Source organism: Erythrobacter ramosus (assembly GCF_009828055.1).
Taxonomy (GTDB): domain Bacteria; phylum Pseudomonadota; class Alphaproteobacteria; order Sphingomonadales; family Sphingomonadaceae; genus Erythrobacter; species Erythrobacter ramosus.
This window is the reverse complement of the sequence record NZ_WTYB01000003.1, coordinates 126888-151306: the sequence shown is the minus strand read 5'-3', so window position 1 is coordinate 151306 and position 24419 is coordinate 126888. Positions and strand designations below refer to the sequence as shown.

Annotated in this window: 12 protein-coding genes; 7 read left to right on the top strand and 5 right to left on the bottom strand. The window is 63.6% G+C overall.

Annotation, left to right across the window (positions count from 1 at the left end):
• Positions 1 to 23: 23 nt before the first annotated feature.
• From GRI59_RS13440 to clpB, 3 genes are all read right to left on the bottom strand, one after another.
• On the bottom strand, positions 24 to 2018 hold the full coding sequence (locus GRI59_RS13440) for an alpha/beta hydrolase family protein (RefSeq protein ID WP_160761757.1): 1995 nt from the start codon (positions 2016 to 2018) through the stop codon (positions 24 to 26).
• Positions 2019 to 2182: 164 nt separating this feature from the next.
• Positions 2183 to 5659 carry a TonB-dependent receptor gene (locus GRI59_RS13435; RefSeq protein WP_160761756.1) on the bottom strand — a complete coding sequence of 1159 codons (3477 nt, stop codon included), beginning with the start codon at positions 5657 to 5659 and terminating at the stop codon, positions 2183 to 2185.
• A 386-nt stretch (positions 5660 to 6045) separates the two neighbouring features.
• Positions 6046 to 8622, bottom strand: a complete 2577-nt coding sequence (gene clpB / locus GRI59_RS13430; RefSeq protein ID WP_160761755.1) for an ATP-dependent chaperone ClpB — start codon at positions 8620 to 8622, stop codon at positions 6046 to 6048.
• A gap of 204 nt (positions 8623 to 8826) precedes the next feature.
• Between clpB and GRI59_RS13425 the strand changes: the two genes are divergently transcribed.
• From GRI59_RS13425 to GRI59_RS13400, 6 genes are all read left to right on the top strand, one after another.
• On the top strand, positions 8827 to 11055 hold the full coding sequence (locus GRI59_RS13425) for an acylase (protein ID WP_160761869.1): 2229 nt from the start codon (positions 8827 to 8829) through the stop codon (positions 11053 to 11055).
• Between the two features lie 44 nt (positions 11056 to 11099).
• The gene (locus GRI59_RS13420) at positions 11100 to 13952 is read left to right on the top strand and encodes a M16 family metallopeptidase (RefSeq protein WP_160761754.1); all 2853 of its coding nucleotides are present in this window, start codon (positions 11100 to 11102) and stop codon (positions 13950 to 13952) included.
• A 121-nt stretch (positions 13953 to 14073) separates the two neighbouring features.
• On the top strand, positions 14074 to 14373 hold the full coding sequence (locus tag GRI59_RS13415) for a lipocalin/fatty acid-binding family protein (RefSeq protein WP_101791671.1): 300 nt from the start codon (positions 14074 to 14076) through the stop codon (positions 14371 to 14373).
• Between the two features lie 137 nt (positions 14374 to 14510).
• On the top strand, positions 14511 to 14948 hold the full coding sequence (locus GRI59_RS13410; protein WP_160761753.1) for an META domain-containing protein: 438 nt from the start codon (positions 14511 to 14513) through the stop codon (positions 14946 to 14948).
• 156 nt (positions 14949 to 15104) lie between these two features.
• Positions 15105 to 16775, top strand: coding sequence for an MFS transporter (locus tag GRI59_RS13405; protein WP_160761752.1), 1671 nt, complete (start codon positions 15105 to 15107; stop codon positions 16773 to 16775).
• Between the two features lie 107 nt (positions 16776 to 16882).
• On the top strand, positions 16883 to 20251 hold the full coding sequence (locus GRI59_RS13400; RefSeq protein WP_160761751.1) for a sensor histidine kinase: 3369 nt from the start codon (positions 16883 to 16885) through the stop codon (positions 20249 to 20251).
• On the opposite strand, the gene GRI59_RS13395 is transcribed toward GRI59_RS13400, so the two are convergent.
• Positions 20221 to 20859 (bottom strand): LuxR family transcriptional regulator, encoded by a 639-nt coding sequence (locus GRI59_RS13395; RefSeq protein ID WP_160761750.1) that lies wholly within the window; start codon positions 20857 to 20859, stop codon positions 20221 to 20223. The genes GRI59_RS13400 and GRI59_RS13395 overlap by 31 nt on opposite strands.
• A gap of 4 nt (positions 20860 to 20863) precedes the next feature.
• Positions 20864 to 22795, bottom strand: coding sequence for an acetate--CoA ligase (gene acs, locus GRI59_RS13390; protein WP_160761749.1), 1932 nt, complete (start codon positions 22793 to 22795; stop codon positions 20864 to 20866).
• A 146-nt stretch (positions 22796 to 22941) separates the two neighbouring features.
• Between acs and GRI59_RS13385 the strand changes: the two genes are divergently transcribed.
• Complete coding sequence (locus tag GRI59_RS13385) at positions 22942 to 24330, top strand: DcaP family trimeric outer membrane transporter (RefSeq protein WP_160761748.1); 1389 nt, start codon at positions 22942 to 22944, stop codon at positions 24328 to 24330.
• Positions 24331 to 24419: the final 89 nt, after the last annotated feature.

The window sequence follows — 24419 nt, the reverse complement described above, 5'->3', positions numbered from 1 at the left end:
GTGTTTTAAATTCCGCGCTTGCCTTACAAGCCGCCAGGACCGCAATCGTTAGCGAGGTAATCGAGCATCTTGGTATAAAACTGCTGCTGGTGGCTATACATCAGCGTATTGTAGAAGTGGTCGGCACCTTCGAGGGTAATAAATTCGCCGGTTTTTCCGGCCGCCTCGAACTTCTTCTTGTAGTCCACCAGGTGATAATAGAGCACGCGGCGGTCATCCTCGCCATGAACCATCAGCACCGGAATATTGACCTTGTCGACTTCGTTGATCGGGTTGATCCCGATCGTGCCGCGCCGCCTTGACCATTCATCCAGCGCCTTGAGATCGGGATCGCGGCGGCCGAAATACTGTTTTTCAGCGTCGGCCACAGCTGCCCCGGCAATCACGCACTGGTAGATCTGCGGATCGCGACTGGCCGCAACGAGCGCAGCATAGCCGCCGTAAGACCAACCGAACATCGCCATCCGGTTTGGATCGACCATGCCCTGTTCGACAAGGTAAAGTGCCCCGTCATCCTTATCGTCCTGCATCTTGCCGCCATGTTCGCCATAGGCAGCATCGAAGTGGTCCTGGCCCCAGCCAACTGACATCCGGTACTGCGGCTGAAGCACCATGTAACCGGCATTGGCCAGCAGCTGACCCCACTCGTCATAGGTGATGATTTCGTTCACCTGCGGTCCGCCGTGCGGCAGAACGATCAACGGGAAAGGCCCGGTCCCCTTGGGTTTGGTGACATAAGCCGGGATCACCCTGCCATCGCGCGCCTTGTAGCGAATATACTCAACATCCGCCAATTGGTCCGGATTTATGAGCGGATTACGGCTCCCCAGCTTGGCTAGCTTGCCATCCTTCACCATCCAGAACGAACCGGGATCATGAGGACCTCGGTTGGTGACAATCATCGATTTGCCGTCAATCGACCGACTTGCAATGTTGATCTGGTACGCGTTGGGGATCTGCTTTTCCAACGCCTCGTAAAGAGCCTTTTCCTCTTCATCAAACCAGTGGCGTTCCAAGGTCCTGCCCGAATAGCGGGCGGCCACCAGCTTGTCGTTACCGGGGATCGAGTGGAGCTGGATATCCATTACGTCGGCATCTTCAGCTTGGAACAGCTTTTTGCCGACCTTGCCGGTGGTGAAGTCGAATTCGTAAAGCGCCGCCTTGTCTTCGCCCTCTTGATTATCGATCAAGTAGCCGATGTTCGGGTTGTCCGGGTCAAAGCCAGCAATCCCCTGGAACCCGCCAAGAATGCGGTAGAGGTTTTTGGGATCGTTGAGATCGAATTCCTGAAATTTCTTCCATTCACTGTCACCCGGCAAGCGATAGTAAGATGCCACCGTTCCGGAATCGCGATCCTGCACCTGCGTGAAGCGAGGGTTGCCGTCGCTGTCCCAGCGATCAACCACCGGGAACTTGCCCCCTCCCCGCAGCACCAACTGGCGCGCGCCAGTCTTTAGGTTGAACTTGTAATAAGAACGTGGGCGGAATGCGGCAAAGGGATCGACCCCGGTGCCGTCACCAACCGTGGTGCCGGTGCTGACCAGAACGTGGTCCGGTTCTTTGGGCAGCAGGCTGACGATGCCGAAGTTGCCATCGACACTGGTGAACTTATTGGATTCAAGACTGTAGGAATAGGTCTTGTAATCCCGGACGTCCTCTTCAGGCCCCTTCACCGTTTTGCGATTGACCTGCCACGCAGTGCCGAAAATCACATCATTACTCACCCACTGTGCCGCGATGATTTCCATCGGATCGGCGTTTAGGCGGCGCAGCGGCTTCGAGAGATCATCTGTACTATAGATTTCGAGGATATAGTCGGTTTCGCGACCCTCCACCTTGTGAACAAGCAGGTGCTTGCCATCGGGCGAAATCTGTACGGCATTGACGACATCGCGCAGCGCCCAGACATCAATCGGTATCGCGCCTTGCGCCTGCGTGGGAGCAGGCATGGCGGTGACAAGACCAAGAGCGGAAACGCCGATAAGGGCGGCGGCAAGCGTGGCTTTAGCGAGTTTCATAATCAGTTCTTTCTCGGGGACAGATTGTTGAACCGAACGGGTTAGGCAAAGTTTCGGACGCCAAGGGGCAGCGCCAGATGAATGCCCGCCATTAAACGAGAAATGCGGCCTCTCGACAAGTGCCGAGAGGCCGCATTTTCGTGGCTAATCAAGTCATTCGTCGATTAGAAGCGATACAGCAGCTGGGCGAAGAATTCGCGGCCGTTGAGGTTGTAGCCGTTGCCGATCGCGGCGTTGGCGATTGCGAACACTTCGGCGCTGTCGACCAGCGGCGGCTCGTTGTTGAAGATGTTGGTAACGCCCGCGATGATACGGAAGTTGCCATTGTCCCAACGCATCGAGGCAGTGTGCTCAAACCACTCTTCGGCGAAACCGACGTTGCGGCAGTAGATCCCGTCACCCGCAACAATGCCATCCGGCACGCCATTGGTACGCGAACCGCCGCCGAGGCAAGTGTTCGCGATGAAGCCGGTGGGCTGGCCATTGGGGCCAAACCCGAAGGCGTCCGAGAACGGATCCCTGCCTGCTTCGCTTTGCTCGACGCGGCCGATGTAACGGGTTTGCCACGTGAAGAGGAAGTCGTCGTAGCCAACGTTGAAGGTGGCACGACCAATCCAGCTCGGGAAGCCGAACAGACCAGCGAAGTTGTCGGTGAAGCGGTTGCCCAAAGCATCACGTGTCGTGGTCGAACGTTCGATCAGGTGGTTGGCGGTGAGATTGAGCTGGAGGTCGAACTCCTCGCCACCCACCGTGACCGGATACCGGAAAGTGGTGTTGATATCGATACCGCGGACCGATTCAGAGTCGAGGTTGATGAAGCCTGACTGGACCTGGGTAACAAGGAACCGCGCCGATGCCTGATCGCTCGCCGAAATACGATCGCAGAACGGGCTGCGGCCGCCTTCAAGGCGCGAGTAGCAGTCATCGACGATGAACTGGCCGCTCGGCTCGATGATCGACTGCTTCAGCTTGATATCGTAGTAGTTGAAGTTGAAGGCGAATTCGAAACCGCTCGCCCAATCTTCCTCGAACGCGAAACCGGTCGTGATCGAACGCGAAGTTTCCGGCTCGATGTCGAGCGAACCGCCGCTGAACACCTGGGTGCTGGTCACCTGCTGGACGTTGAGGCCCAGCGGATCGATACCGACACGGGTCGGATCGCGGCCTTCACGGCGGCAGTTCTCAAGGATCCGCGGGTCACGCAGATCGAGCGCAGCGTTGTATCCGGTCGCGGCGCTGAACGCAGCGGTCGGAATGGCGCAGGGGTCGGCGATGTTGCCGAAGCCCGACTGGCTGAGCAGGAAGTTCTCGCGCAGGTTCGGCGCACGGAACGAGGTGCCGTAGCTGAACTTGAACAGCAGCGGAGCCACCGGACGCCAGCCACCCTTGGCCGAGAAGGTGCCGTTGGTGCCGTAGAACTCTTCGTCCGTGATACGGCCGGAGAGGTTGATGGTCAGCTCTTCCACCAGCGGCTTGGCGGCCATCAGCGGAAGATCGATTTCGCCGTAGGCTTCGCGGATCCACTTAGACCCGAGTGCACCGCCATCAGCGAAGAAGCCCCAGAGCAAACCGTTGTTCGCGACGAAGTTCGGGTTCGACGTGATCGAATCTTCGCGCCACTCGGCACCGAACACCACGCCGACCGGACCAGCGGGCAGCTCGAACAGGTCACCGGTGACATAGCCGGAGATCAGCGTCTGTTCGTAGACGGTGTTGAAGCTCCGGTCCGAGAAGAGGTAATCACGCTCGGCCTGGGTGGCAAAGTCGCCAACCGGGTTCCCGCCGCTCGGATAGAGCGAGTTCGCGAACATGTTTACAGGGACGCAGCCTTGCAGAAGGTCGGGAGCGACGAAGCCCGGGTTGCGCAGGCCAGCCGCGTTACACGGAGTGGCAGCCGCAACGCCCGTGCTGGCCAGCAGCATCGGGCTGACGGTGAGGCTGATGTAATCGTCAGCGATGCCGTCACGGTTGTTGTCGAAGGTGTTCGGCGGGCTGCCGCCGAAGTCGGCAGTCGGGTCGATGCCGAGCGCGAAAGCCAGCTTGTCTTCGCGGATACCGCGACGAACCGACTTGCCGATCGAGCGCGAGTAAACGCCCGAAGCTTCGAAGGTCCAGCTCGAGCCGATGAACGGCAGGTCGCCGCGCACGCCGAGAACGCCACGGTACTGCTCCTGCGTCACATCGAAATTGTTACGGTCGCCGCGGACGAACGGGATCGGGCGCACAGCAACCGAAGTGAGCGAGCCAAGCGGTGCAAGACGACCGACATTGGGCTGACCCGGCAGGATTTGCTGGAAGTTGTTGTCGATTGCACGGCAATCGACGCCGCCAGCTGCCTGGTTGCAGGGGTTGAAGCGGTTTTCCGCCGGAACCCACGGGAAGAACTGCGGCGTACCGCTGTTCGGAACGGCCACGTCCGACCGGCTGTAGCTCGCTTCGAAGAAAGGCGTGAGGTTGGCATCGCCTTCGAAGGTATACTCGCCGTACGCGAAGAGGTTGTACACATCCTGCTGCGGGATGAAGGTACGGCCCGGCTCGACCTGCGCATAGTTGATGAAGTCAACGTCCTGGAGACGATCGCCGTTCCGGTCGATCGGCGTCAGGAACGCGTTGGCGTTGTCCGAGAAGAACGGCACGCCGGTGTTGCCCGCGATCGGCTGACCGCCGCGGGTCAGGCCGTACTGACGACCATCGAAGTACACGTCGCCGAGGCGGGTGTTGTTGAGCTGGATACGGCCACCGATGTTACCGAACTTACACGGCTGGATCTGAGTGCCGATCTGGCCGTTGCTGCGGCTGCGCGCCACAGCGTCGGTCTGAAGGTCGTTCGTGCGGATATTGCCGTTCTGATCGATTTCGTAGTGCTTGTTGCAGCCCGCGAAGAAATCGCGGTCGTCAAACAGGATGGCGTCGGTACGGCGCCATTCAGCACCGATGCCGAACACGGCACGGTCAGTATTGAAGCCCCAGGCTGCGCTCAAGGTGAAGTCTTCACCACCACCTTGCGGGTTGATGTCGCCGTTCGCCTGGACTTCGAGACCATCGAAGTCCTTGCGCAGAATGACGTTGACCACGCCAGCAACCGCGTCCGAGCCGTAAACCGACGAAGCGCCGTCAGTCAGAATGTCGAAGCGATCAACGAGCGTTGCCGGGATCAGGTTGATCGAGGGGTTCGACGGAGCGCCTTCCACGCCCGCGGGCGAAAGACGACGGCCGTTGACGAGGAGCAGTGTGCGGTCAGCACCGAGGCCGCGCAGGTTCAGGGTCTGCGACCCCGGACCGTTGTCGAGCACGAAGCCGTTGAAGGTCGCATCGATCTGCTGACCGGCGGCCGCTTCCGAGCGCTGGAGGATCTGTGAAGGATCGAACGCGCCAACCGCCTGCTGATTTTCGGTGGTGAGTACCTGCAGCGGCGAAATCGAGCTGTACGTGTCGCGAACGATGCGCGAACCGGTGACGGTGATGTTGCCGGTCTTGGCTTCCGGTTCGGCTGCCTCACCTGCGGTCACATCGACTTGCTCTTCTTCTTCTTGGGTCGGCTCTTCAGCGTCCTGCGCATAAGCAGGGTTGGCAATCACAAACGCGATCGCCGATGCGGAAAAGGCCAGAGCCTTGATCGAATTGCTGTGAAATTTCTTCATGGTCACTCCAGTTGCCCGAACCGGAGACGTTACGACAACCCTGCGCCCCCACCACATAATTGCCCCATGTGGTGGGAAAGCGCTTCAAAGGTTGTCCAATTCAGTCCCCGCAGTGACCGTTTTGTGCAATGACGTAAGTATGATGTCAAAGCGCCCGCTCGCCGCCCTGAACTTTTCCGGGCGGTGTTGCGTTAATCCCACATTCAGGGGATTGGCAGGGAGTCCGCCGCAACATTGTTCGATTGTGGCTTTGCGAATATTAAAAGGTAGGCAGGTTTGCACGCAACAAACCGCCCCGCTTATCAAATCGAACGAAGCATGCTTACAATCTTGCGCGCCGCCGGAATTGGCCTGAAATCGCCGAAAGTGGATTTTTCAACGTCAAATCAGCGAATCGTCATGCTGAGTTGTCCATCCCCTTCATCGATCAGCAATGTCGCGCCATCGGGCAATTTTCCTTCGAGCAGCATTTCCGCCAGCGGATCCTGCAAGTAGCGCTGCACAGCACGCTTCAGCGGCCGAGCGCCATAGACCGGATCATACCCCACCCGCCCGAGCCAGCGCAGCGCGGCATCGGTCAGGTCGAGCGTGATCTTGCGGTCGGCGAGCAGCTTCTGCACGCGGCCCACCTGAATCTCGACGATCGGCGCCATGTGTTCCTGCGCGAGGCGGTGGAACAGGATGATCTCATCGAGACGGTTGAGGAACTCGGGCCGGAAGTGCCCGCGCACCACGTCCATCACGTCCTTCTCGACCGTCGCGGGCTCCGCGCCGTCGGGCAGGTTGGCGAGATACTGGCTACCAAGGTTCGAGGTTAGGATGATCAGCGTGTTGGCAAAGTCGACCACCCGGCCCTGCCCGTCGGTCAGGCGGCCATCATCGAGCACCTGCAGCAGCACGTTGAAGACATCGGAGTGCGCCTTCTCGACCTCGTCGAACAGCACCACCTGATAGGGACGGCGGCGAACGGCTTCGGTCAGCACCCCGCCCTCTTCATAGCCGACATAGCCCGGAGGCGCGCCGATCAGGCGGGCGACGGCGTGCTTTTCCATGAATTCGCTCATGTCGATGCGCACCATCGCGCTGTCATCGTCGAACAGGAACCCGGCGAGCGCCTTGGTCAGCTCGGTCTTGCCGACCCCCGTGGGGCCGAGGAACAGGAAGCTGCCGAGCGGTCGGCCCGGATCCTGCAAACCGGCCCGCGCGCGGCGGACGGCCTTGGACACCGCAGCAATGGCCTGCGACTGCCCGATCACCCGCTTGCCGAGGATGCTCTCCATCGCCAACAGCTTTTCGCGCTCGCCCGCCATCATCCGGTCGACCGGAATCCCGGTCCAGCGGCTTACGACGCCGGCGATGTCTTCTTCGGTCACTTCCTCGCGCAGCATGGCGTTGGCGGCCTGCCCTTGGGCTTCGGCGAGCTGCTTTTCGAGCGCAGGGATTGTGCCGTAAGAAAGCTCGCCAGCCTTGGCCAAATCGCCTTCGCGCTGCGCCTGCTCAAGCTCCAGCCGGGCGTGGTCGAGCTTTTCCTTGATCTTGCCCTCGGCCTCGATCTTGTCGCGCTCGTTCTGCCAGCGGGTGGTGAGTTCGGCCGACTGTTGCTCAAGGTTCGCCAGTTCCTCGCGCAGAGCGACGAGGCGGTCCTTGGAATTCTGGTCGGTCTCCTTCTGGAGCGCCGATTCCTCGATCTTGAGCTGGATGATCCGCCGGTCGAGCGCCTCGATCTCCTCGGGCTTGGACTCCACCTCCATACGGATGCGGCTGGCGGCCTCGTCCATCAGGTCGATGGCCTTGTCGGGAAGGAAGCGGTTCTGGATGTAGCGGTCAGACAGCTTCGCCGCCGCGACAATCGCGCCGTCGGTGATGCGCACGCCGTGGTGGAGTTCGTACTTGTCCTTGATCCCGCGCAGGATTGAGATCGTGTCCTCGACGGTCGGCTCGGCGATGAACACCGGCTGGAAGCGCCGCTGGAGCGCGGGGTCTTTCTCGACATATTTCTGATATTCGTCGAGCGTGGTGGCGCCGATGCAGTGCAACTCGCCGCGCGACAGGGCGGGTTTCAGCAGGTTAGAGGCATCCATCGAACCTTCGGACGCGCCAGCGCCGATCAGGGTGTGCATCTCGTCGATGAACAGGATGATTTGGCCGTCGGCGTTCTTGACCTCGTCGAGCACGGACTTCAGCCGCTCCTCAAACTCGCCGCGATACTTCGCGCCCGCGATCAGCGAGCCCATGTCGAGGCTCATAAGCGTGCGGCCCTTCAAGCTGTCGGGTACGTCGCCGTTGGCGATGCGCAGCGCGAGGCCTTCGGCAATCGCGGTCTTGCCGGTGCCCGGTTCGCCGATCAGGGCCGGGTTGTTCTTGGTGCGGCGGGCGAGGATCTGGATGGTGCGGCGGATTTCCTCATCACGGCCGATCACCGGATCGAGCTTCCCGTCACGCGCCGCCTGCGTCAGGTCGCGGGCGAATTTCTGCATCGCGTCATAAGTGTTCTCGGCGCTCGCGCTGTCAGCGCGCTTGCCGCCGCGCAGCTGTTCGATCGCGGTGTTGAGGCTTTGCGGTGTGACCCCTGCGGCCTTCAGGCCCTCCGCTGCGGCACCCGGCGACAGAGCGAGCGCGGTCAGCATCCGCTCGACCGTGACGTAGCTGTCGCCGGCCTTGTCGGCGAGCTGTTCGGCCTGGTCGAGCACCCGCACGGCATCATTATCCAGTCCCGGCGTCGCCTGCGCGCCGCTACCGGTCACGGCCGGAACCTTCGAAAGGCCCACGTCAATCGCGGTCACCGCCAGCGGGGCCTGCCCGCCCGCGCGCTGGATCAGCCCGGCGGCCATGCCCTCGCTATCTTCCAGCAAAGCCTTGGCGATATGCAGCGGGGTGATGCGCTGGTGGTTCATTCGGATGGCGACGGTTTGCGCGGCTTGCAGGAAGCCCTTGGCCCGGTCGGTGAACTTTTCGAGATTCATGTCGTCTAACCCCTCCAAAGGTTACCACCTCGAGATAGTGTTGCACATTGGCCACACAAGACCCCAAGGGCAAATATCGCGCGTCGGTGTGTTACCCGAGTAGGTGGGTTCAATCATGCTCCAAGGCAAGAGGCCGCGCGAGCCTTGACCTCGTTCGAGCGCCAAGCGATGGAGCTTTCACGCGATTTGGGAGAGAAATCGGACATGATCTGGGTCAAGCGCGGCGCATTTGCGCTGGTGGGTGTGCTTTTGCTGGCGGTGATTGTGCTTGCCACGTGGGAGCCGTTTGTCGCCAGCGCAGCCACCCCAGCACCGGGTCGGACCTACACGGCAGAAATCATCCGCGACGAATTCGGCGTGCCCCATATCTATGGCAAGACCGATGCCGACACGGCTTACGGCGTGGCCATCGCCCATGCCGAGGATGATTTCTTCACCCTGCAAGATGTCGTCGCGATGGCGCGCGGACGTTACGGTGCCATCGCAGGCGAGGAAGGCGCGCAGATCGATTATGCCTACCACCTGATCGACGCGCGCGGCACGGCGGAGCGGGAATACCCGAAACTCCCCGCCGATACCCGCGCATTGTTCGAAGCCTATGCCGCGGGCCTCAACCAATATGCCGCCGAGCATTCGGGCGAGGTCAAGCTCGCTAATCTGTTCCCCGTGAACGGCATGGATGTGGCCGCCGGTTTCGCGCTGCGCCAGCCGTTCTTCTTCGGGCTGGACGGCGTGATCGGCCCGCTCGTGGCAGGCGAGGAACTGCGCCGCGAGCATGGCCCCGACATCCCCGGCTTCCCGCGCCCGCCGCTGCCGGGTGCCGGGCCTGCGCAAACCGCGCCCGCAGCCAGTGCAACCGATCAGGCGCGCCGCATGGTTCTGCCGATGGGAGAGGATGCCGAACACCTCGGCTCCAACGCCTTTGCCGTCGCGCCGAAGAAATCGGGCGGGCCGACCACCCTGATCTCCAATTCGCACCAGCCCCTGCGCGGCGGGGTGGCGTGGTACGAACTCGTGGTCGAAAGCGGCGAAGGCTGGCACTTCGCCGGCGCGAATTTCCCCGGATCGCCCTTCCCCTTCCTCGGCCATAACGAGCATTTGGGCTGGACCAACACGGTCAACACGCCCGACATGATCGACGTCTATCAGTTGGAGCTCGACGAGACCGGCACCCGCTACAAACTCGATGGCGAGTGGCGCGATCTGGAGAGCAAGTGGGTGACGCTACCGGTCAAGATTGGCCCGGTGGTGCTGCCGATCCGTAAGGAAGTGCTGCGGTCGGTCCATGGCCCGGTGATCCGCAACGCCAAGGGCGCCTTTGCCATCCGCTATGGCGGGATCGGGCAGCTCGGCCAGCTTGACGCCTATTACCGCATCAACAAGGCGACCAATTTCGCTGAGTGGGAATCGCAGCTTTCGCGCCTCGCGATCCCCTCGACCAACTTCATCTACGCTGACGAGGCGGGCACCATCGCCTATGTCTATAACGCCGCAATCCCCCGCCGGCCCGAAGGCGTGAAGGCCGACTGGCGCAGTGTTCTGCCCGGCAACCGCTCCGACCTGATCTGGCAGGGCGCGGTCGACTACGCGACCCTTCCCAAGATCGTGAACCCGGCGAGCGGGTGGCTCTACAATTCGAACAACACCCCCTACACCGCCGCGGGAGCCGGGAGCGATCTTGACGTCCAAGCGTTTGCGCCGCTGATGGGTATCGAACTCAAGCAGACCAACCGCTCATGGCGCGCCTACAAGCTTCTGTCGGAAGCAAGCGTGCTCGACCGCGCGGCGCTGGAGCGGATCAAGTATGACACCGGCTATGAGCGCCTCGGCTATGTCGACCGATTGTTCAACACGCTGGAGGGACTGAAGGCAGAAGGCCAGCTGGCTGAGGCGCGCGATCTGCTGCTCAGTTGGGATTTCACCGCCGACAACAAGGGCGCTGCCGATGCCATCGCGCTGCTGATCATCCGCGACTTCATGGCGGCCGATTACAACAACAAGCCCTTCCCTGACGTCGCCGAAAAACTGCAAGCCGCCGCCGACCACCTCACCACCCACTTCGGCCGGCTCGATCCGCCGATGGGCGATCTGCTGCGTCTGCGGCAGGGCGAGCTTGACCTGCCGCTCGACGGCGGCTCGGACACCCTTCGTGCTTCGACCACCTGGGACGTGGCCGAAGATGGGCGCCTCAGCCTCAAGCATGGGGACAGCTTCATCATGTGGATCGAATGGCAGCCCGGTCAGCGGGTTACCTCACGTTCGATCCAGCCCTTCGGCGCGGCCACCACTCGGCCTGCCAGCGCGCATTACACCGACCAGATGCAGCTGTTCGTCGATCATAAGCTGAAGCCTGTGCACTTTTGGCGCGATGATTTGCTGGCGAATGCCAGCAATCTGCGCGCCGTGACAACCACTGTCACCAACGCGCGCTGACTGGCGCTTTCCTCTCGCATGATGTTTCACCGGAGCCTTCGTCCATGACCCACCGTTTTGCCGCCGCCAGCCTTTCGGCGCTCGCCCTTGCGCTTGCCGTGCCGTTCGCCCCCGCGCTCGCCCAGACCGCACCCGCCGCCAGCGCCGCCCCGCAGGCGACCGCCGATCTGCCGACCCTCGTGAGCCAGGTGACGATCCCCTATCAGCAGTTTGAGCTGGCAAATGGCCTCACCGTGCTGGTGCACGAAGACCGCAAGGCCCCGATCGTCAACGTGACGGTGTGGTACAATGTCGGCTCCAAGGACGAGCCGGAAGGCAAGACCGGCTTTGCCCACCTGTTCGAACACCTGATGTTCAACGGCTCGGAAAACGCGCCGGATGACTACTTCAAGTATCTCGCGGAAATGGGCGCTACCGATTACAACGGCACGACCTGGTTCGACCGCACCAACTACTTCCAGACCGTTCCCCGCCCCGCTCTAGAACGCGCGCTGTGGCTGGAAAGCGACCGCATGGGCTACCTGCTGGGCGCGGTGACGCAAGGCAAGCTCGATAACCAGCGCGGCGTGGTGCAGAACGAAAAGCGTCAGGGCGATAATGAGCCGGGCGGTCTGGTGTTCTACGACGTGCTCAAGACTCTGTTCCCCGATGGCCACCCCTACCAGCACGAAGCGATCGGTTCGATGGCCGACCTCGATTCCGCCTCGATGGAGGATGTGAAGGCGTGGTTCACCGAGAATTACGGCCCCAACAACGCCACGCTGGTGATCGCGGGCGATATTTCTGCCGAAGAAGCCAAGCCGCTGGTCGAGAAGTATTTCGGCACGATCGCGCGCGGCCCGGTCAATGACCCGGCGCAGGCCCCGGTCCCGACCCTGGCCGAGCCCGTGCGCAAGACCTTCAAGGATCAGGTCGCCGCGACCAACGTGACGCGCTACTGGCCGGTCGAGGGCCTGACCGGCAAGGATCGCATCGCGCTTGACGTGGGTGCCTCGATCCTCGGCGGCCTTGCCTCAAGCCGGCTCGACAACGTGCTGGTGCGCGACGAGCAGCTGGCTGTGAGTGTGTCGTCGAGCAATTCCTCGTTCCAGCGCATCGGTATCCTCAGCGTCGAAGCGACCGCCAAGACAGGCGTCGATCTTGCCGTGCTGGAAAAGCGGATGGACGAAGTGGTCGCCCAGCTGATCGCGGAAGGCCCGACCGAAGACGAAGTGCGCCGCGCAGTGACCAGCAATCTCGCCCGCACGATCCGCGGGTTGGAACAGGTCGGCGGTTTCAGCGGCAAGGCACAGACCCTGGCCGAAGGCGAAGTGTTGGCCGGTGATCCCCAGTTCTACGCGCGCGAGTTCGAAGCTCTCGCCAAGCTCACCCCAGCTGACGTCAAGGCGGCGCTGGGCAGCTGGATGACCCGCCCGGCGATGACCGTGGTTCTGGAGCCCGGCGCACGCGATGCGACCTACGAGGAAGCCGCATCGGTGGCCGCCGAAGGTGCAAACGCGTCCGAGCGGGACCGCGCTGCCGAGACAATCAGCGTCTCGGCCGTCCGTCCGGCCCCGCCGATTGATTCGATTGCGCAGCTCGATTTCCCCGATGTCGAGCGCGCGACCCTGAAGAACGGCATGAAGGTTACCTATGCCCGCCGCACCGCGGTTCCGGCGACCTATGTGTCGATGGCCTTCAACGCTGGCGGCGCGGCCGATCCGGCGGGCAAGACCGGGCTCGACGGCCTCACCTTGTCGCTGTTCGATGAAGGCACGAAGAGCCTGTCGGCGCAGCAGATCGCCGAGGCGGGGGAACGGCTCGGCGCGACCGTTTCGGTTGGCGGGGGCGATGACCGGTCAACCTTCACGCTCTCAGCGCTCACGGCCAACCTTGCGCCCAGCTTGGATCTGATGCGTCAGATCATGCGCGAACCGGCCTTCAATCCTGAAGACCTTGAGCGGGTCCGCAACCAGACCATCACCGGTCTTCGCCAGGCCATGAAGTCGCCGCAGGGCATCGCCCAGCTGACGCTGACCCCGGAACTGTTCGGTGCCAACAGCCCCTATGGCCGCGTGCCGACGGTGGCGAGCGTCAGCAGCATCACCCGCGATGACCTGATCGCCCACAAGGACAGCTGGATTCGCCCGGATAATGGCGAGGTCTTCGTCATCTCCGACAAGCCGCTGGCCGAGATCGTGACCGCGCTCAACGCCGCCTTCGGCGACTGGAGCGCGCCTGCCACGCCCAAGGGCACCAAGCAGTTCGCCGACAACATGGGCGCCAACGGCAACCGCATCATCCTCGTCAACCGCCCCAATTCGCCGCAGAGCTTCATCCTCGGCTCGCAGATCACGCCGGTTGATGCGGGCGATCCGGCATTTGTCGCCTTTGGCAGCGCCAACAAGTCGTTGGGCGGCGATTTCCTCGCACGGCTCAACATGAACCTGCGTGAGACCAAGGGCTGGAGCTACGGCGTGCGCGGCGGCGCGCAGGCGCGCGAGAATGCCGTGGTCTATTCGATCTCGGGCGGGGTCCAGGCGGATCGCACCGGGGATTCGCTGGCTGAAATGCTGCGTGAGACCAAGGAGTTCCTGACCATCAAGGGCGTCACCCCCGAAGAGCTGGAGCGCAATGTCGCCTCGGATGTCGGCTCACTGCCGGGCCGGTTCGAAACCTCGCCCGCCGTGCTCGGCGCGATGCAGAGCAATGCGCTGTTCGGGCGGCCGGACAATTATCAGGAAACCCTCGCCAGCATCTACACCGCGCAGACCCCTGCAACCCTCGATGCCATCGCCCGCGCAAGCATTGACGCTGACAAGTTCGTCTGGGTCGTGGTCGGCGATGCCAACGTGGTCCGCGCACAGCTCGAACCGCTCGGCCTGCCGATCGAGCAGCGCGAGATGGAAGGGGAATAAGTGGGTTAATCTCAGCGCGCTTCAGTCGGAAAGCGGTTGAAGCGCGCTGACATCAGTGTAAATAACGAGACCACAAGTGCCGGGTCGCCAAAGGTCCGCACGCTCACCGGAGGAGTTGAATATGTCTGTTGCAGGTACTTACAAGACCATCGTCAAGAGCCCGATGGGCGACCAGACCGGCACCCTCACCGTGGTTCCCGATGGCGACACCTTCAGCGGCTCGCTGGTCGGCAGCCTCGGCTCGATGGACATTGCTGGCGGCACTGTCAGCGGCAACACCATCTCGTGGAAGATGAACATGGTCGTGCCGATGCCGATGACGCTCGATTGCGAAGCGACCATTGACGGCGACACGCTGACCGGTTCGGTCAATGCGGGCGCTTTCGGCGCGATGCCGCTGTCGGGCACCCGCGAAGCGTAATCGCTTCGGCCTGAGTTACAGAAAGCCGCCGGAGCCCAGCGCTCCGGCGACTTTTTCGTGCCCGCATCCTTTGCCGGATTGGCTGCATTCAGGATCCTGCGCTATGGAAAGGGCGTCACGACTTGGGAGCATCAGGGATGTCTTTTCGCGCCGCCATTATCGCCACTGCCACCACGCTTGCCTTGGGAGGCTGCATGACCATTCCCGATAGCCACCCGCTCGCCGGGACCGAATGGCAGCTGACCGCGATCGACACTTCGGGCAGCACCACTTCGCTCACCCCCACCTTACAGCGCCGCCACACCCTCGCCTTCATCAATGGCGGTGAGGTGCAGCTTCAGCTCGATTGCAACCGCGGTCGGTCGACCTGGACCGCGGGCCAGCCGATGAACGGCGCTGGCAATATCAGCTTCGGTCCGGTGGCGGGCACCCGTATGGCCTGCCCCGCCCCCAGCTTCGGCAATGATCTGGCAGGCGCACTGGAACAGGCCCTGCGTTACACCACTACGCTCGACGGTCGCCAGCTGGTGCTGGAAACGCCCGAGCTGCGCCTCACCTTCGCCGCCGCCGAGTAAGCCCTCCCCCGCTACCCCTCCCCGGCTACGACGATGGTCTAGCTATCGCTGCCGCCCGTAACGCGCGACTTTGCATTCCTCGACAGGACCGGCATGATGCAGGCGCAGGGCCTGCCTGCCGGTCAGGGGATCGAGCGGACAAGCGGGAGACGGACAATGGCGACGACATATGATGACGCCCTGCCCAAGCATCACAAGGTCACGGGGACGGAAAGACGCGTCATCCTCGCCTCGTCGCTGGGCACGGTTTTCGAATGGTATGATTTCTACCTCTATGGCCTGCTGGCCACGATCATTTCGGCGCAGTTCTTCTCCGGCGTAAACGAGACCACCGGCTTTATCTTCGCGCTGGCGGCGTTTGCGGCGGGCTTTGCGGTCCGCCCGTTTGGCGCGCTGGTGTTCGGGCGGCTGGGCGACATGGTCGGGCGCAAATACACCTTCCTGGTGACGATGGGCCTGATGGGCTTTGCGACCTTCACCGTCGGCCTGCTGCCCAATTACGCCAGCATCGGGGTGGCCGCTCCGGTCATGCTGGTGGTGCTGCGGTTGGTGCAGGGCCTTGCGCTGGGCGGTGAATATGGCGGGGCGGCAACGTACGTGGCCGAACACGCCCCCAACAACAAGCGCGGGCTCTACACCAGCTTCATCCAGACCACCGCGACACTCGGCCTGTTTGCCGCGCTGCTGGTAGTGATCGGCACCCGCACCATGATCGGCGAGGAAGCCTTCAAAGAGTGGGGCTGGCGCGTGCCGTTCCTGATTTCTTCGCTGCTGCTCGGCGTGTCGCTGTGGATCCGGCTGCAATTGCAGGAAAGCCCGGTCTTCCAGAAGATGAAGGACGAAGGCACCAATTCCAAAGCGCCTATTTCCGAAGCTTTCGGCAACTGGAAGAACGGCCGCTGGGCGCTGATCGCGCTGCTCGGTGCGGTCGCGGGGCAAGCGGTGGTATGGTACACCGGCCAGTTCTATGCGCTGTTCTTCCTTGAAAAAGTCCTGATGGTGGACGGGGCGACAACGAACATCCTGATCGCGGTGGCGCTTGCCATCGGGACACCGTTCTTCATCTTCTTCGGCTGGCTGTCGGACCGGATCGGGCGCAAGCCGATCATTCTTTCCGGCTGCGCGCTGGCGGCGGTGACGTTCTTCCCGGCCTTCCACGCCCTCACCGAAGCGGCCAATCCGGCGCTCGCCAAGGCGCAGGCGACGGCTCCGGTCAGTGTGATCGTCAATGATGCCGATTGCTCGGTGCAGTTCGACCCCATCGGCAAGAACAAGTTCGACGCCAAGAGCTGCGACATCGCCAAATCCTTCCTCGCGAAGAGCGGCGTCAGCTACTCCAAGGTCGAGGCAGAAGCAGGGGCCATCGCGCAGATCACAATCGGGGCGCAAACCTTCGTCGCGCCCGATCCCGCGCTGGTTACGGGCGATGAGCGGAAAGCCGCCATCACCACCTATCAGGACGAATTGAAGGCGGCGCTGGCCACGGCGGGCTACCCCTCCAAAGCCGATCCGGACGCCATCGACACCCCGGTGGTGATCGCGATCCTCACCTATCTCGTGCTGCTGGTGACGATGGTTTACGGGCCGATTGCGGCGCTGCTGGTGGAACTGTTCCCCACTCGCATCCGCTACACCGCGATGAGTCTGCCCTATCACATCGGCAATGGCTGGTTCGGGGGGTTCCTGCCCACCACCGCCTTTGCGATGGTGGCGGCGACGGGGAATATCTACTTCGGGTTGTGGTATCCGGTAGCGATTTGCGCGGCCACTGTGGTGATCGGGCTGCTGTTCCTGCCCGAAACCTTCCGCCGCAATATCGACGACTAAACCCGCGAGCCAATGAGTCGCAGGAGGGGCGGTGCCACATGGTGCCGCCCCTTTGCTTTGCGCCACGCTTGTCGTAGTTTGCACGCCGGGAAAGAGGGAAGCGGGACATGATGCTGGGCGCGGCGCTGGTCGCCGCCATGATCTACCTTGGCGCCTTGTTCTGGCTCGCGGCATGGCGAGATCGCACGCCAGCGCCCGCGCTGCTGCGCCATTCCGGCAGCGTCTATGGCCTCAGCCTTGCGGTCTATTGCACCAGCTGGACGTTCTTTGGCGGGGTCGGCACGGCGGCGGCATCGGGCCTTGATTACCTGCCGATCTATCTCGGGCCGATCCTCGTCTTCACGCTGGGCTTCGGGCTGGTGCGCCGGATCCTCGCGCAGGCCAAGGCGCAGCATTCGACCTCGATCGCCGACTTCCTCTCGGCCCGCTATGGCAAGAGCGCCAGCCTCGCCGCGCTGGTGACGGTGATCGCGACCTGCGGGACGCTGCCCTACATGGCACTCCAGCTGGATTCCGTCGGCACCACGCTACTGGTGCTCGACCCGGAGCTGCGCACGCAGGTCGCGACGGACGAACTGGTGCTGATCGTCGCGGCTCTGATGGGTCTGTTCGCGATCCTGTTCGGATCACGCCGCGCGGACCGAGCAGGGGAAAATGCCGGGTTGGTGCTGACGATTGCGGTGGAGGCGGTGGTAAAGCTCGCCGCCTTGCTCGCGGTCGGCGCACTGGCGGTGTGGTGGCTCGTGGCGAGCGACGGGCCAACGGTCCCTGCCACCCCGGCCCTGTTCGCCCCTGATCCAATTGATGCGCGCTTTGTGGTGCTGACGCTGATCGCGGCGGCGGCCGCGCTGTGCCTGCCGCGCCAGTTCCACATGAGCTTCATCGAAGCGCCGGGAGAACGCGCCACCCGGTCAATGCGCTGGGTGTTCCCGGCCTATCTTGCGCTCACCGCAGCCGTGATCGTGCCGATCGTGCTGGCAGGACAGGCGGTGCTGCCCGCCGGGACCGATCCCGACACCATCGTGCTCGCCCTCCCCTTGGCGAGCGGGACGCCGATGCTCGCTGTGCTGGTGTTCATCGGCGGGTTTTCGGCAGCGACCGGCATGATCGTGGTGGCGAGCGTCGCGCTGTCGATCATGATCACCAATGACCTCATCGCCCCCTTGCTGCTGCGCCGCGCACTGGCCGGACGGGGCGACCGCAGCCGCGTGCCAGGGCGCCTGCTGCTGATCCGCCGCATGGTGATCGCTGCGCTGCTTGGCGCGGCTTACGTGTTCTATCGCGGCTTTGCCGGGATCACCGATCTGGCGGGCCTCGGCACCCTCGCCTTCGCGGCGGCCGCGCAATTCGCGCCGGGTCTGGTGCTGGGAATGCTGAGCCAGCACGGCAACCGCGCCGGGATGCTGACGGGCCTTGCGAGCGGCTTCGCACTGTGGCTGGCGCTGCTGATCGTTCCGGCGGCAAGCGGCACCGCGCCCTTCGTCAGCATCCACCCCGATCCGCTGGTCTCGGGCGTAATCCTGAGCCTTGGGGTCAATACCGCGCTCTACTGGCTGGTCTCGGCGCTGGTGCGGCCCTCGCTGCTGGATCAGGCGCAGGCCGCAGCTTTTGTCGGCACACCCACGCCCGGAGAATTGCCGCGCCATGCCACCGCCAAGCGCGTGGGCGATGTTCGCGCGCTGCTGACCCAGTTTGTCGGGCGCGAGCGGGCCGATACCGCCCTCGCCCCGCTCCACCTGCGCAATGGCGACCCGGCAGGCGCGGCGGTGCTGGAACTGGCCGAGCGGGTGATTTCGGGCGTGATCGGCACATCGTCCGCGCGGATGCTGGTGGGGTCATGGGCGGGCGGCGATCCCATCCCGCTCCCCGAAGTCGTCGCCATGTTCGACGAGACGCACCGCCGCCTCTCCTTCTCCGCCGACCTCCTCCAGACCGCGATCGAGTCCATCGATCAAGGCATCGCGCTGGTGGATGCCGACATGCGACTGGTGGCGTGGAACACCCGCTATCAGGAAATCTTCGACCTGCCTGACCGGCTAGTCAGCGTCGGCACGCCGATTGCCGATCTGATTCGCTTCAACCTTGCGCGCGGGGCGCTGTCCGAAGCCGCCATCACCGAACAGGTCGAGCGCCGCCTCGCCTATATGCGGGCCGGCACCGAGCACCGGATCGAGCGGGTGCAGCACGATGGCCGCGTGCTCAGGATCGTCGGCGCGCCCACGCCCGGCGGCGGCTACACCACCTCATACACCGACATCACCGCTGACCGGATGGCCGAACAGGCGCTGGAGGACAAGGTCGCCGTCCGCACCCGCCAGCTGAGCACCGCGAACGAGGCCTTGGCGCAGGCGACGAAGTCCAAGACCCGTTTCCTCGCTGCCGCGAGCCACGATTTAATCCAGCCGCTGAACGCCGCGCGCCTGTTTGCTTCGGCATTGGGAGAGGAGGTTGAGGGCAGCCCGGCGCTGGAACGCCTGGTGGCCGATCTGGATGGCTCGATCGTCTCGGCGGACCGGCTGATCCGGGTGCTGCTGGAGATTTCCAAGCTCGACAGCGGCGGGGTGGTGCCAGCGCCGGAGCCCATTGCGCTCGACCAGTTGTTCGAGGATGTGGCGCGCGAATTCATGCTGCAAGCGCAGGCTAAGGGACTGCAGCTCAAGCGGGTGCGTACCGATGCTTGGGTGCTGGCCGACCGCGCGTTGCTGACGGCGGTGCTGCGCAACCTGATGAGCAACGCGGTGCGCTACACCGCCAAGGGCGGCGTGCTGATCGGGGTGCGGCGGCGCGGGGCGGAGGTGCTGATCTGCATCCACGACACCGGGCGCGGGATCGCGCCTGATGACATTGAGCGCATCTTCGGCGAGTTCGAACGCGGCGCTTCGACCGACCGGGATGGACTGGGATTGGGCCTCGCCATCGTTCGGCGGGCAGCGCGACTGCTCGGGGTCGAAGTTGAGACCACCTCGTCGCTGGGGCGCGGGAGCCGCTTTGCGCTGGCCTTCCCCGTGCTGCGACGCGAGGCGGCACCTGCGCCCCGCCCTGCTCCTGTCCGCACCATTGCAGGGCTCGGCGAGGGCCAGGTGCTGGTGGTCGACAATGATCCCGCCGTCCTTGCCGCAACCGCCGCCTTGCTCGGCAAGTGGGGGCTGACCGTGACCTGCGCCGCCAGCGGGGCCAATGCGGCTGCGGCCATGCGCCACGCGCCTGATATCGCGATCATGGACTACCGCCTCGATGGGGACGAACGCGGCGATGCCGCCTATGCTATGCTGTGCGAAGGCTGGGGCCAGCGCCCGCCTGCGATCCTGTTGACGGCGGAAAGCTCCGAGGAAACCGAAGCCGCCGCCGCGCGGATGGGGGCCAACCGCTTGCTCAAACCGGCCCCACCCGCCGCCTTGCGCGCCCTGATCGCAACGGCGCTGGCACAGGGCCGCGAGGCGAAAGTTCAGGCTCTTGCGGAATCCGCCACCGGCTGATCGACGTCGAGCTTGGCGGCGAGCAATACTGCCTGCGTCCGGCTGTTCACGCCGAGCTTGCGCAGGATTGCGGTGATGTGCGCCTTCACCGTCGCCTCGGAAATGGCGAGTTCATAGGCGATCTGCTTGTTGAGCAATCCCTGCCGGATCGCGGCAAGGATACGGCGCTGGGCCGGCGTCAGGCTGGCAATGCGGGCGAGATCGTCGTCCGCCCCTGCGTGTGCCTCGGGAAACCACCCGTCCCCGTCCCGCACCGCGCTCAGCCCTTCGCGCATGGCATCGAGGCTGGAGGATTTGGGAATAAACCCCGCCGCCCCCAATTGCGCCGCCGCCGCCGCCACGCGCGGTTCCTCGCTCGCCGAGACGATCACGATGGGCAGCGCGGGATAGTCCTGCCGCAGGTCCATCAGCACCGACAGGCCGGTGGAGTCCGCCATGTGCAGATCGAGCAACAGGGCTTCCGCCGCACCTTCAGCCAGCGCAGCGCGCGCTTCGGCGGCGGAGCTGGCCTCGATAATCGCCGCCTCGGGCCACACCTTGCCCACCGCATGGGCGAGCGCGCTGCGGAACAGCGGGTGGTCATCGGCAATGATGATCCTTGCGGTCATATCGTCAGGCGTTCTGCCGTCCCTCGATCAGCCGCTCGACCAGCGAGGGGTCGGCCAGGGTCGAAGTATCGCCCAAAGCGCCGAAGTCGTTCTCGGCGATCTTGCGCAGGATGCGGCGCATGATCTTGCCCGAACGGGTCTTGGGCAGGCCATCTGTGAAGTGGATGATATCGGGCGTGGCGATCGGGCCGATTTCCTTGCGGACATGGGCCTTCAATTCCGCCAGCAGCGCGTCACTGCCATCCTCGCCCGCTTTCAGGGTGACGTAGCAATAGATGCCCTGCCCCTTGATATCGTGCGGGTAGCCGACCACTGCGGCCTCGGCGACCTTGGGGTGGAGCACCAGCGCGCTTTCGACTTCCGCCGTGCCCATGCGGTGGCCCGAGACGTTGATGACATCGTCCACGCGGCCTGTGATCCAGTAGTACCCGTCAGCGTCGCGCTTGCAGCCGTCGCCGGTGAAGTATTTCCCGGCATAGGTACTGAAATAGGTCTGCCCGAAGCGTTCATGATCGCCATAGATCGTGCGCGCCTGACCGGGCCATGAGTGCGTGATGCACAGGTTGCCCTCCGCTGCACCGTCGAGCACCCCGCCCTCGCTGTCGACCAGCTCAGGGCGGATGCCGAAGAACGGCAGGCCTGCGCTCCCGGGCTTCATGTCATGCGCGCCGGGGAGCGTGGTGATCATGCAGCCGCCGGTTTCAGTCTGCCACCAGGTGTCGATGATCGGGCAGCGGCCCTCGCCCACGGTGTCGAAATACCAGCGCCATGCTTCGGGATTGATCGGTTCGCCGACCGAGCCGAGCAGACGCAAGGACGCGCGCGAGCGGCACGTCACATGGTGATCGCCCTCGCGCATCAGGGCGCGGATCGCGGTCGGGGCGGTGTAGATGATGTTGACCTGATGCTTGTCCACCACGTCCCAGAACCGGCCGTGATCGGGGTAATTGGGCACGCCTTCGAACACCACGGCGGTCGCCGCGTTGAACAGCGGGCCGTAGACCACGTAGCTATGCCCCGTGACCCAGCCGATATCGGCGGTGCACCAGAACACCTCGCCCGGTTGGTAGTCGAAGATGTAGTGGAAGGTCGTCGCCGTCCACACGCCGTAACCGCCGGTGGTGTGGAGCACGCCCTTGGGCTTGCCGGTCGAGCCCGAGGTGTAGAGGATGAACAGCGGGTCTTCCGCGCCCATCACCTCGCAGGGGCAATCATCGTCGCTGGCGAGGTCTTCCAGCCAATGGTCGCGGCCCTCCTGCATCGCAATCGCGCCGCCGGTGTGGCGGATCACCAGCACGCCGTCGACCGGCGTGGCGTGCGCGGTCAGGGCTAGCGCCGCATCGACATTCGCCTTGAGCGGCACGTGCTTGCCGCCGCGCAGACCTTCATCGGCGGTGATGACAAAGCGGCTGCCGCAATCCTCGATCCGGCCCGCGAGCGCCTCGGGCGAAAAGCCGCCGAACACCACCGAATGCACCGCGCCCAGCCGTGCGCAGGCGAGCATCGCGGTGACGCCTTCAAGGATCATCGGCAGGTAAAGCGTCACCCGGTCGCCGCGCTTCACGCCCAGCTTTTTGAGCGCATTGGCCATCCGCACCACTTCGGTGTGGAGCTGCCCATAAGTGAGGCTGCGGCCGGGCGAGGCCGGATCGTCGGGCTCGAAAATCAGCGCCGTGCGGTCGGCGTGCTGCGGCAGATGCCGGTCCACCGCATTGTGGCAGAGGTTGAGCTGGCCATCAGCAAACCAGCTGATCCCGACCGGATCATAGGACCACTCCCCGCCTTTGGTCGGCGCCTTGACCCAATCCAGCCTCTGCGCCTGTTCCAGCCAGAAGGCGTCCGGCGTTTCCACCGACGCGCGGTACATCTCGGCATATTGCTCAGCAGTGCAATGGGTGGGCGTGTGGGCCTGGGGCCGCTCAACGGCGTGGATCATCTCGACTCTCCCTAATCTGCGCCTGCTTTTACATCAGGCTACACGCCCCGCCCTCTCAGACAAAGGTCTTACGACCATCCGCTAGCTGTCCGTCATCCACCCAAGCGCGCATTCTTGCAGGGATAAGAACGGGAAGGGAGGGTTTCATGGATCACAAGAGGGCGGTCCGCAGCTTGCGGGCGTTGCTGCTGACGGCGAGCGTGCTGACCGCCACGCCGGTGCTGGCGCAGGAGCAGAGCACGGATGCGCGGCTCGACCGCCTGGAGCGGCTGGTTGAAGGCCTGATCGCGCGGCTGGATGCCGAGGCGACAACCCATCAGGTCGAGGAAGCGGAGATCCGCGAACAGAGCGCCGCGCTGCTCGCCGCCACCCGCGATCTGAAGGACCGCCAGGCCGAACTCGCCCAGCAGATCGCCGTGCCCAAGGGGCAGGAGGACAAGGGCTTCCGCGTGGGCAAGACCACGGTGGCCTATGCCGGGTATGTGAAGCTCGATACGCTGGTGCAGCGCACCAGTGGCGGGCAGATGCCGGACAATTCCATCGGGCGGGATTTCCTCATTCCGGCGCTGATCCCGGTCGGCGGCACGGCTTCGGGTTATGACACCGATTACAGCGCCCGGCAGACCCGCTTCATCCTCAAGACCGCGACCGATGTCGGCGCGGCGCATACGCTCAATTCGCATATCGAGCTGGATTTCAACGTCACCGATGGCGGGGACGAACGCACCACCAACTCCTATGTCCCGCGTCTGCGGCAGGCCTTCATCACCTATGACAATTGGCTGTTCGGGCAAGCATGGTCGACCTTCCAGAACATCGCCGCCCTGCCCGACAGCCTCGACTTCATCGGGGTGACACCGGGGACCGTGTTCGATCGCCAGCCGATGATCCGCTGGAGCAAGAACGGCTGGCAAATCGCGCTCGAACAGCCCGAGACAACCGTCACCACGCGCACCGGGGCACGGATCATGGCCGGGGATGACACGATCCCAGATGTGGTTGCCCGGTACAATCTGAACCGCCCGTGGGGTTCACTGACGGCGGCGGGCATCGTGCGCACCCTGCGGATTTCCGACGATGATTTCGGCACCGGCACGGATAGCGCGATGGCTTACGGCCTGAGCGTATCGGGCAAGATCAAGGTGGGGGAGAAGGACGACATTCGCTTCATGGCGACCGCAGGGGATGGTCTGGGGCGCTATATCGGGCTCAATATCGTCAATGATGCGGCTCTGGATGCGGCCGGAAAGCTCGATCCGATCTTCACCTGGTCGGGCTTTGCCGCCTACCAGCACCATTGGGGTGGCCGCCTGCGGTCGAGCGTGGCGGGATCCTATTTCAAGGCGGACAATCCGGTGACGCTGACCACGCGGCAGGTGACCGACGAAAGCTGGAACGGATTCGCCAACCTGATCTGGAACCCGGTCGACCCGCTCGATATCGGGATCGAGTTGCTCTACGCCGAACGTACGCTTGAGGATGGCCGCACAGGCGATCTGCGGCGGCTGATGATTTCCACCCGCTACAATTTCTAGCTCTCTCAATTTACCAATCTGGTAATTTTTCACGTGAACCATTGCCGGATTGGATTGTACGCAATCGATCAACCAAGGCACAGCCCAAA

Excerpts from the sequence above, each read along its gene's own strand:
- GRI59_RS13440 (WP_160761757.1), bottom strand. The coding sequence starts at position 2,018 with ATGAAACTCGCTAAAGCCACGCTTGCCGCCGCCCTTATCGGCGTTTCC.
- GRI59_RS13435 (WP_160761756.1), bottom strand. The coding sequence starts at position 5,659 with ATGAAGAAATTTCACAGCAATTCGATCAAGGCTCTGGCCTTTTCCGCA.
- clpB (WP_160761755.1), bottom strand. The coding sequence starts at position 8,622 with ATGAATCTCGAAAAGTTCACCGACCGGGCCAAGGGCTTCCTGCAAGCC.
- GRI59_RS13425 (WP_160761869.1), top strand. The coding sequence starts at position 8,827 with ATGATCTGGGTCAAGCGCGGCGCATTTGCGCTGGTGGGTGTGCTTTTG.
- GRI59_RS13420 (WP_160761754.1), top strand. The coding sequence starts at position 11,100 with ATGACCCACCGTTTTGCCGCCGCCAGCCTTTCGGCGCTCGCCCTTGCG.
- GRI59_RS13415 (WP_101791671.1), top strand. The coding sequence starts at position 14,074 with ATGTCTGTTGCAGGTACTTACAAGACCATCGTCAAGAGCCCGATGGGC.
- GRI59_RS13410 (WP_160761753.1), top strand. The coding sequence starts at position 14,511 with ATGTCTTTTCGCGCCGCCATTATCGCCACTGCCACCACGCTTGCCTTG.
- GRI59_RS13405 (WP_160761752.1), top strand. The coding sequence starts at position 15,105 with ATGGCGACGACATATGATGACGCCCTGCCCAAGCATCACAAGGTCACG.
- GRI59_RS13400 (WP_160761751.1), top strand. The coding sequence starts at position 16,883 with ATGATGCTGGGCGCGGCGCTGGTCGCCGCCATGATCTACCTTGGCGCC.
- GRI59_RS13395 (WP_160761750.1), bottom strand. The coding sequence starts at position 20,859 with ATGACCGCAAGGATCATCATTGCCGATGACCACCCGCTGTTCCGCAGC.
- acs (WP_160761749.1), bottom strand. The coding sequence starts at position 22,795 with ATGATCCACGCCGTTGAGCGGCCCCAGGCCCACACGCCCACCCATTGC.
- GRI59_RS13385 (WP_160761748.1), top strand. The coding sequence starts at position 22,942 with ATGGATCACAAGAGGGCGGTCCGCAGCTTGCGGGCGTTGCTGCTGACG.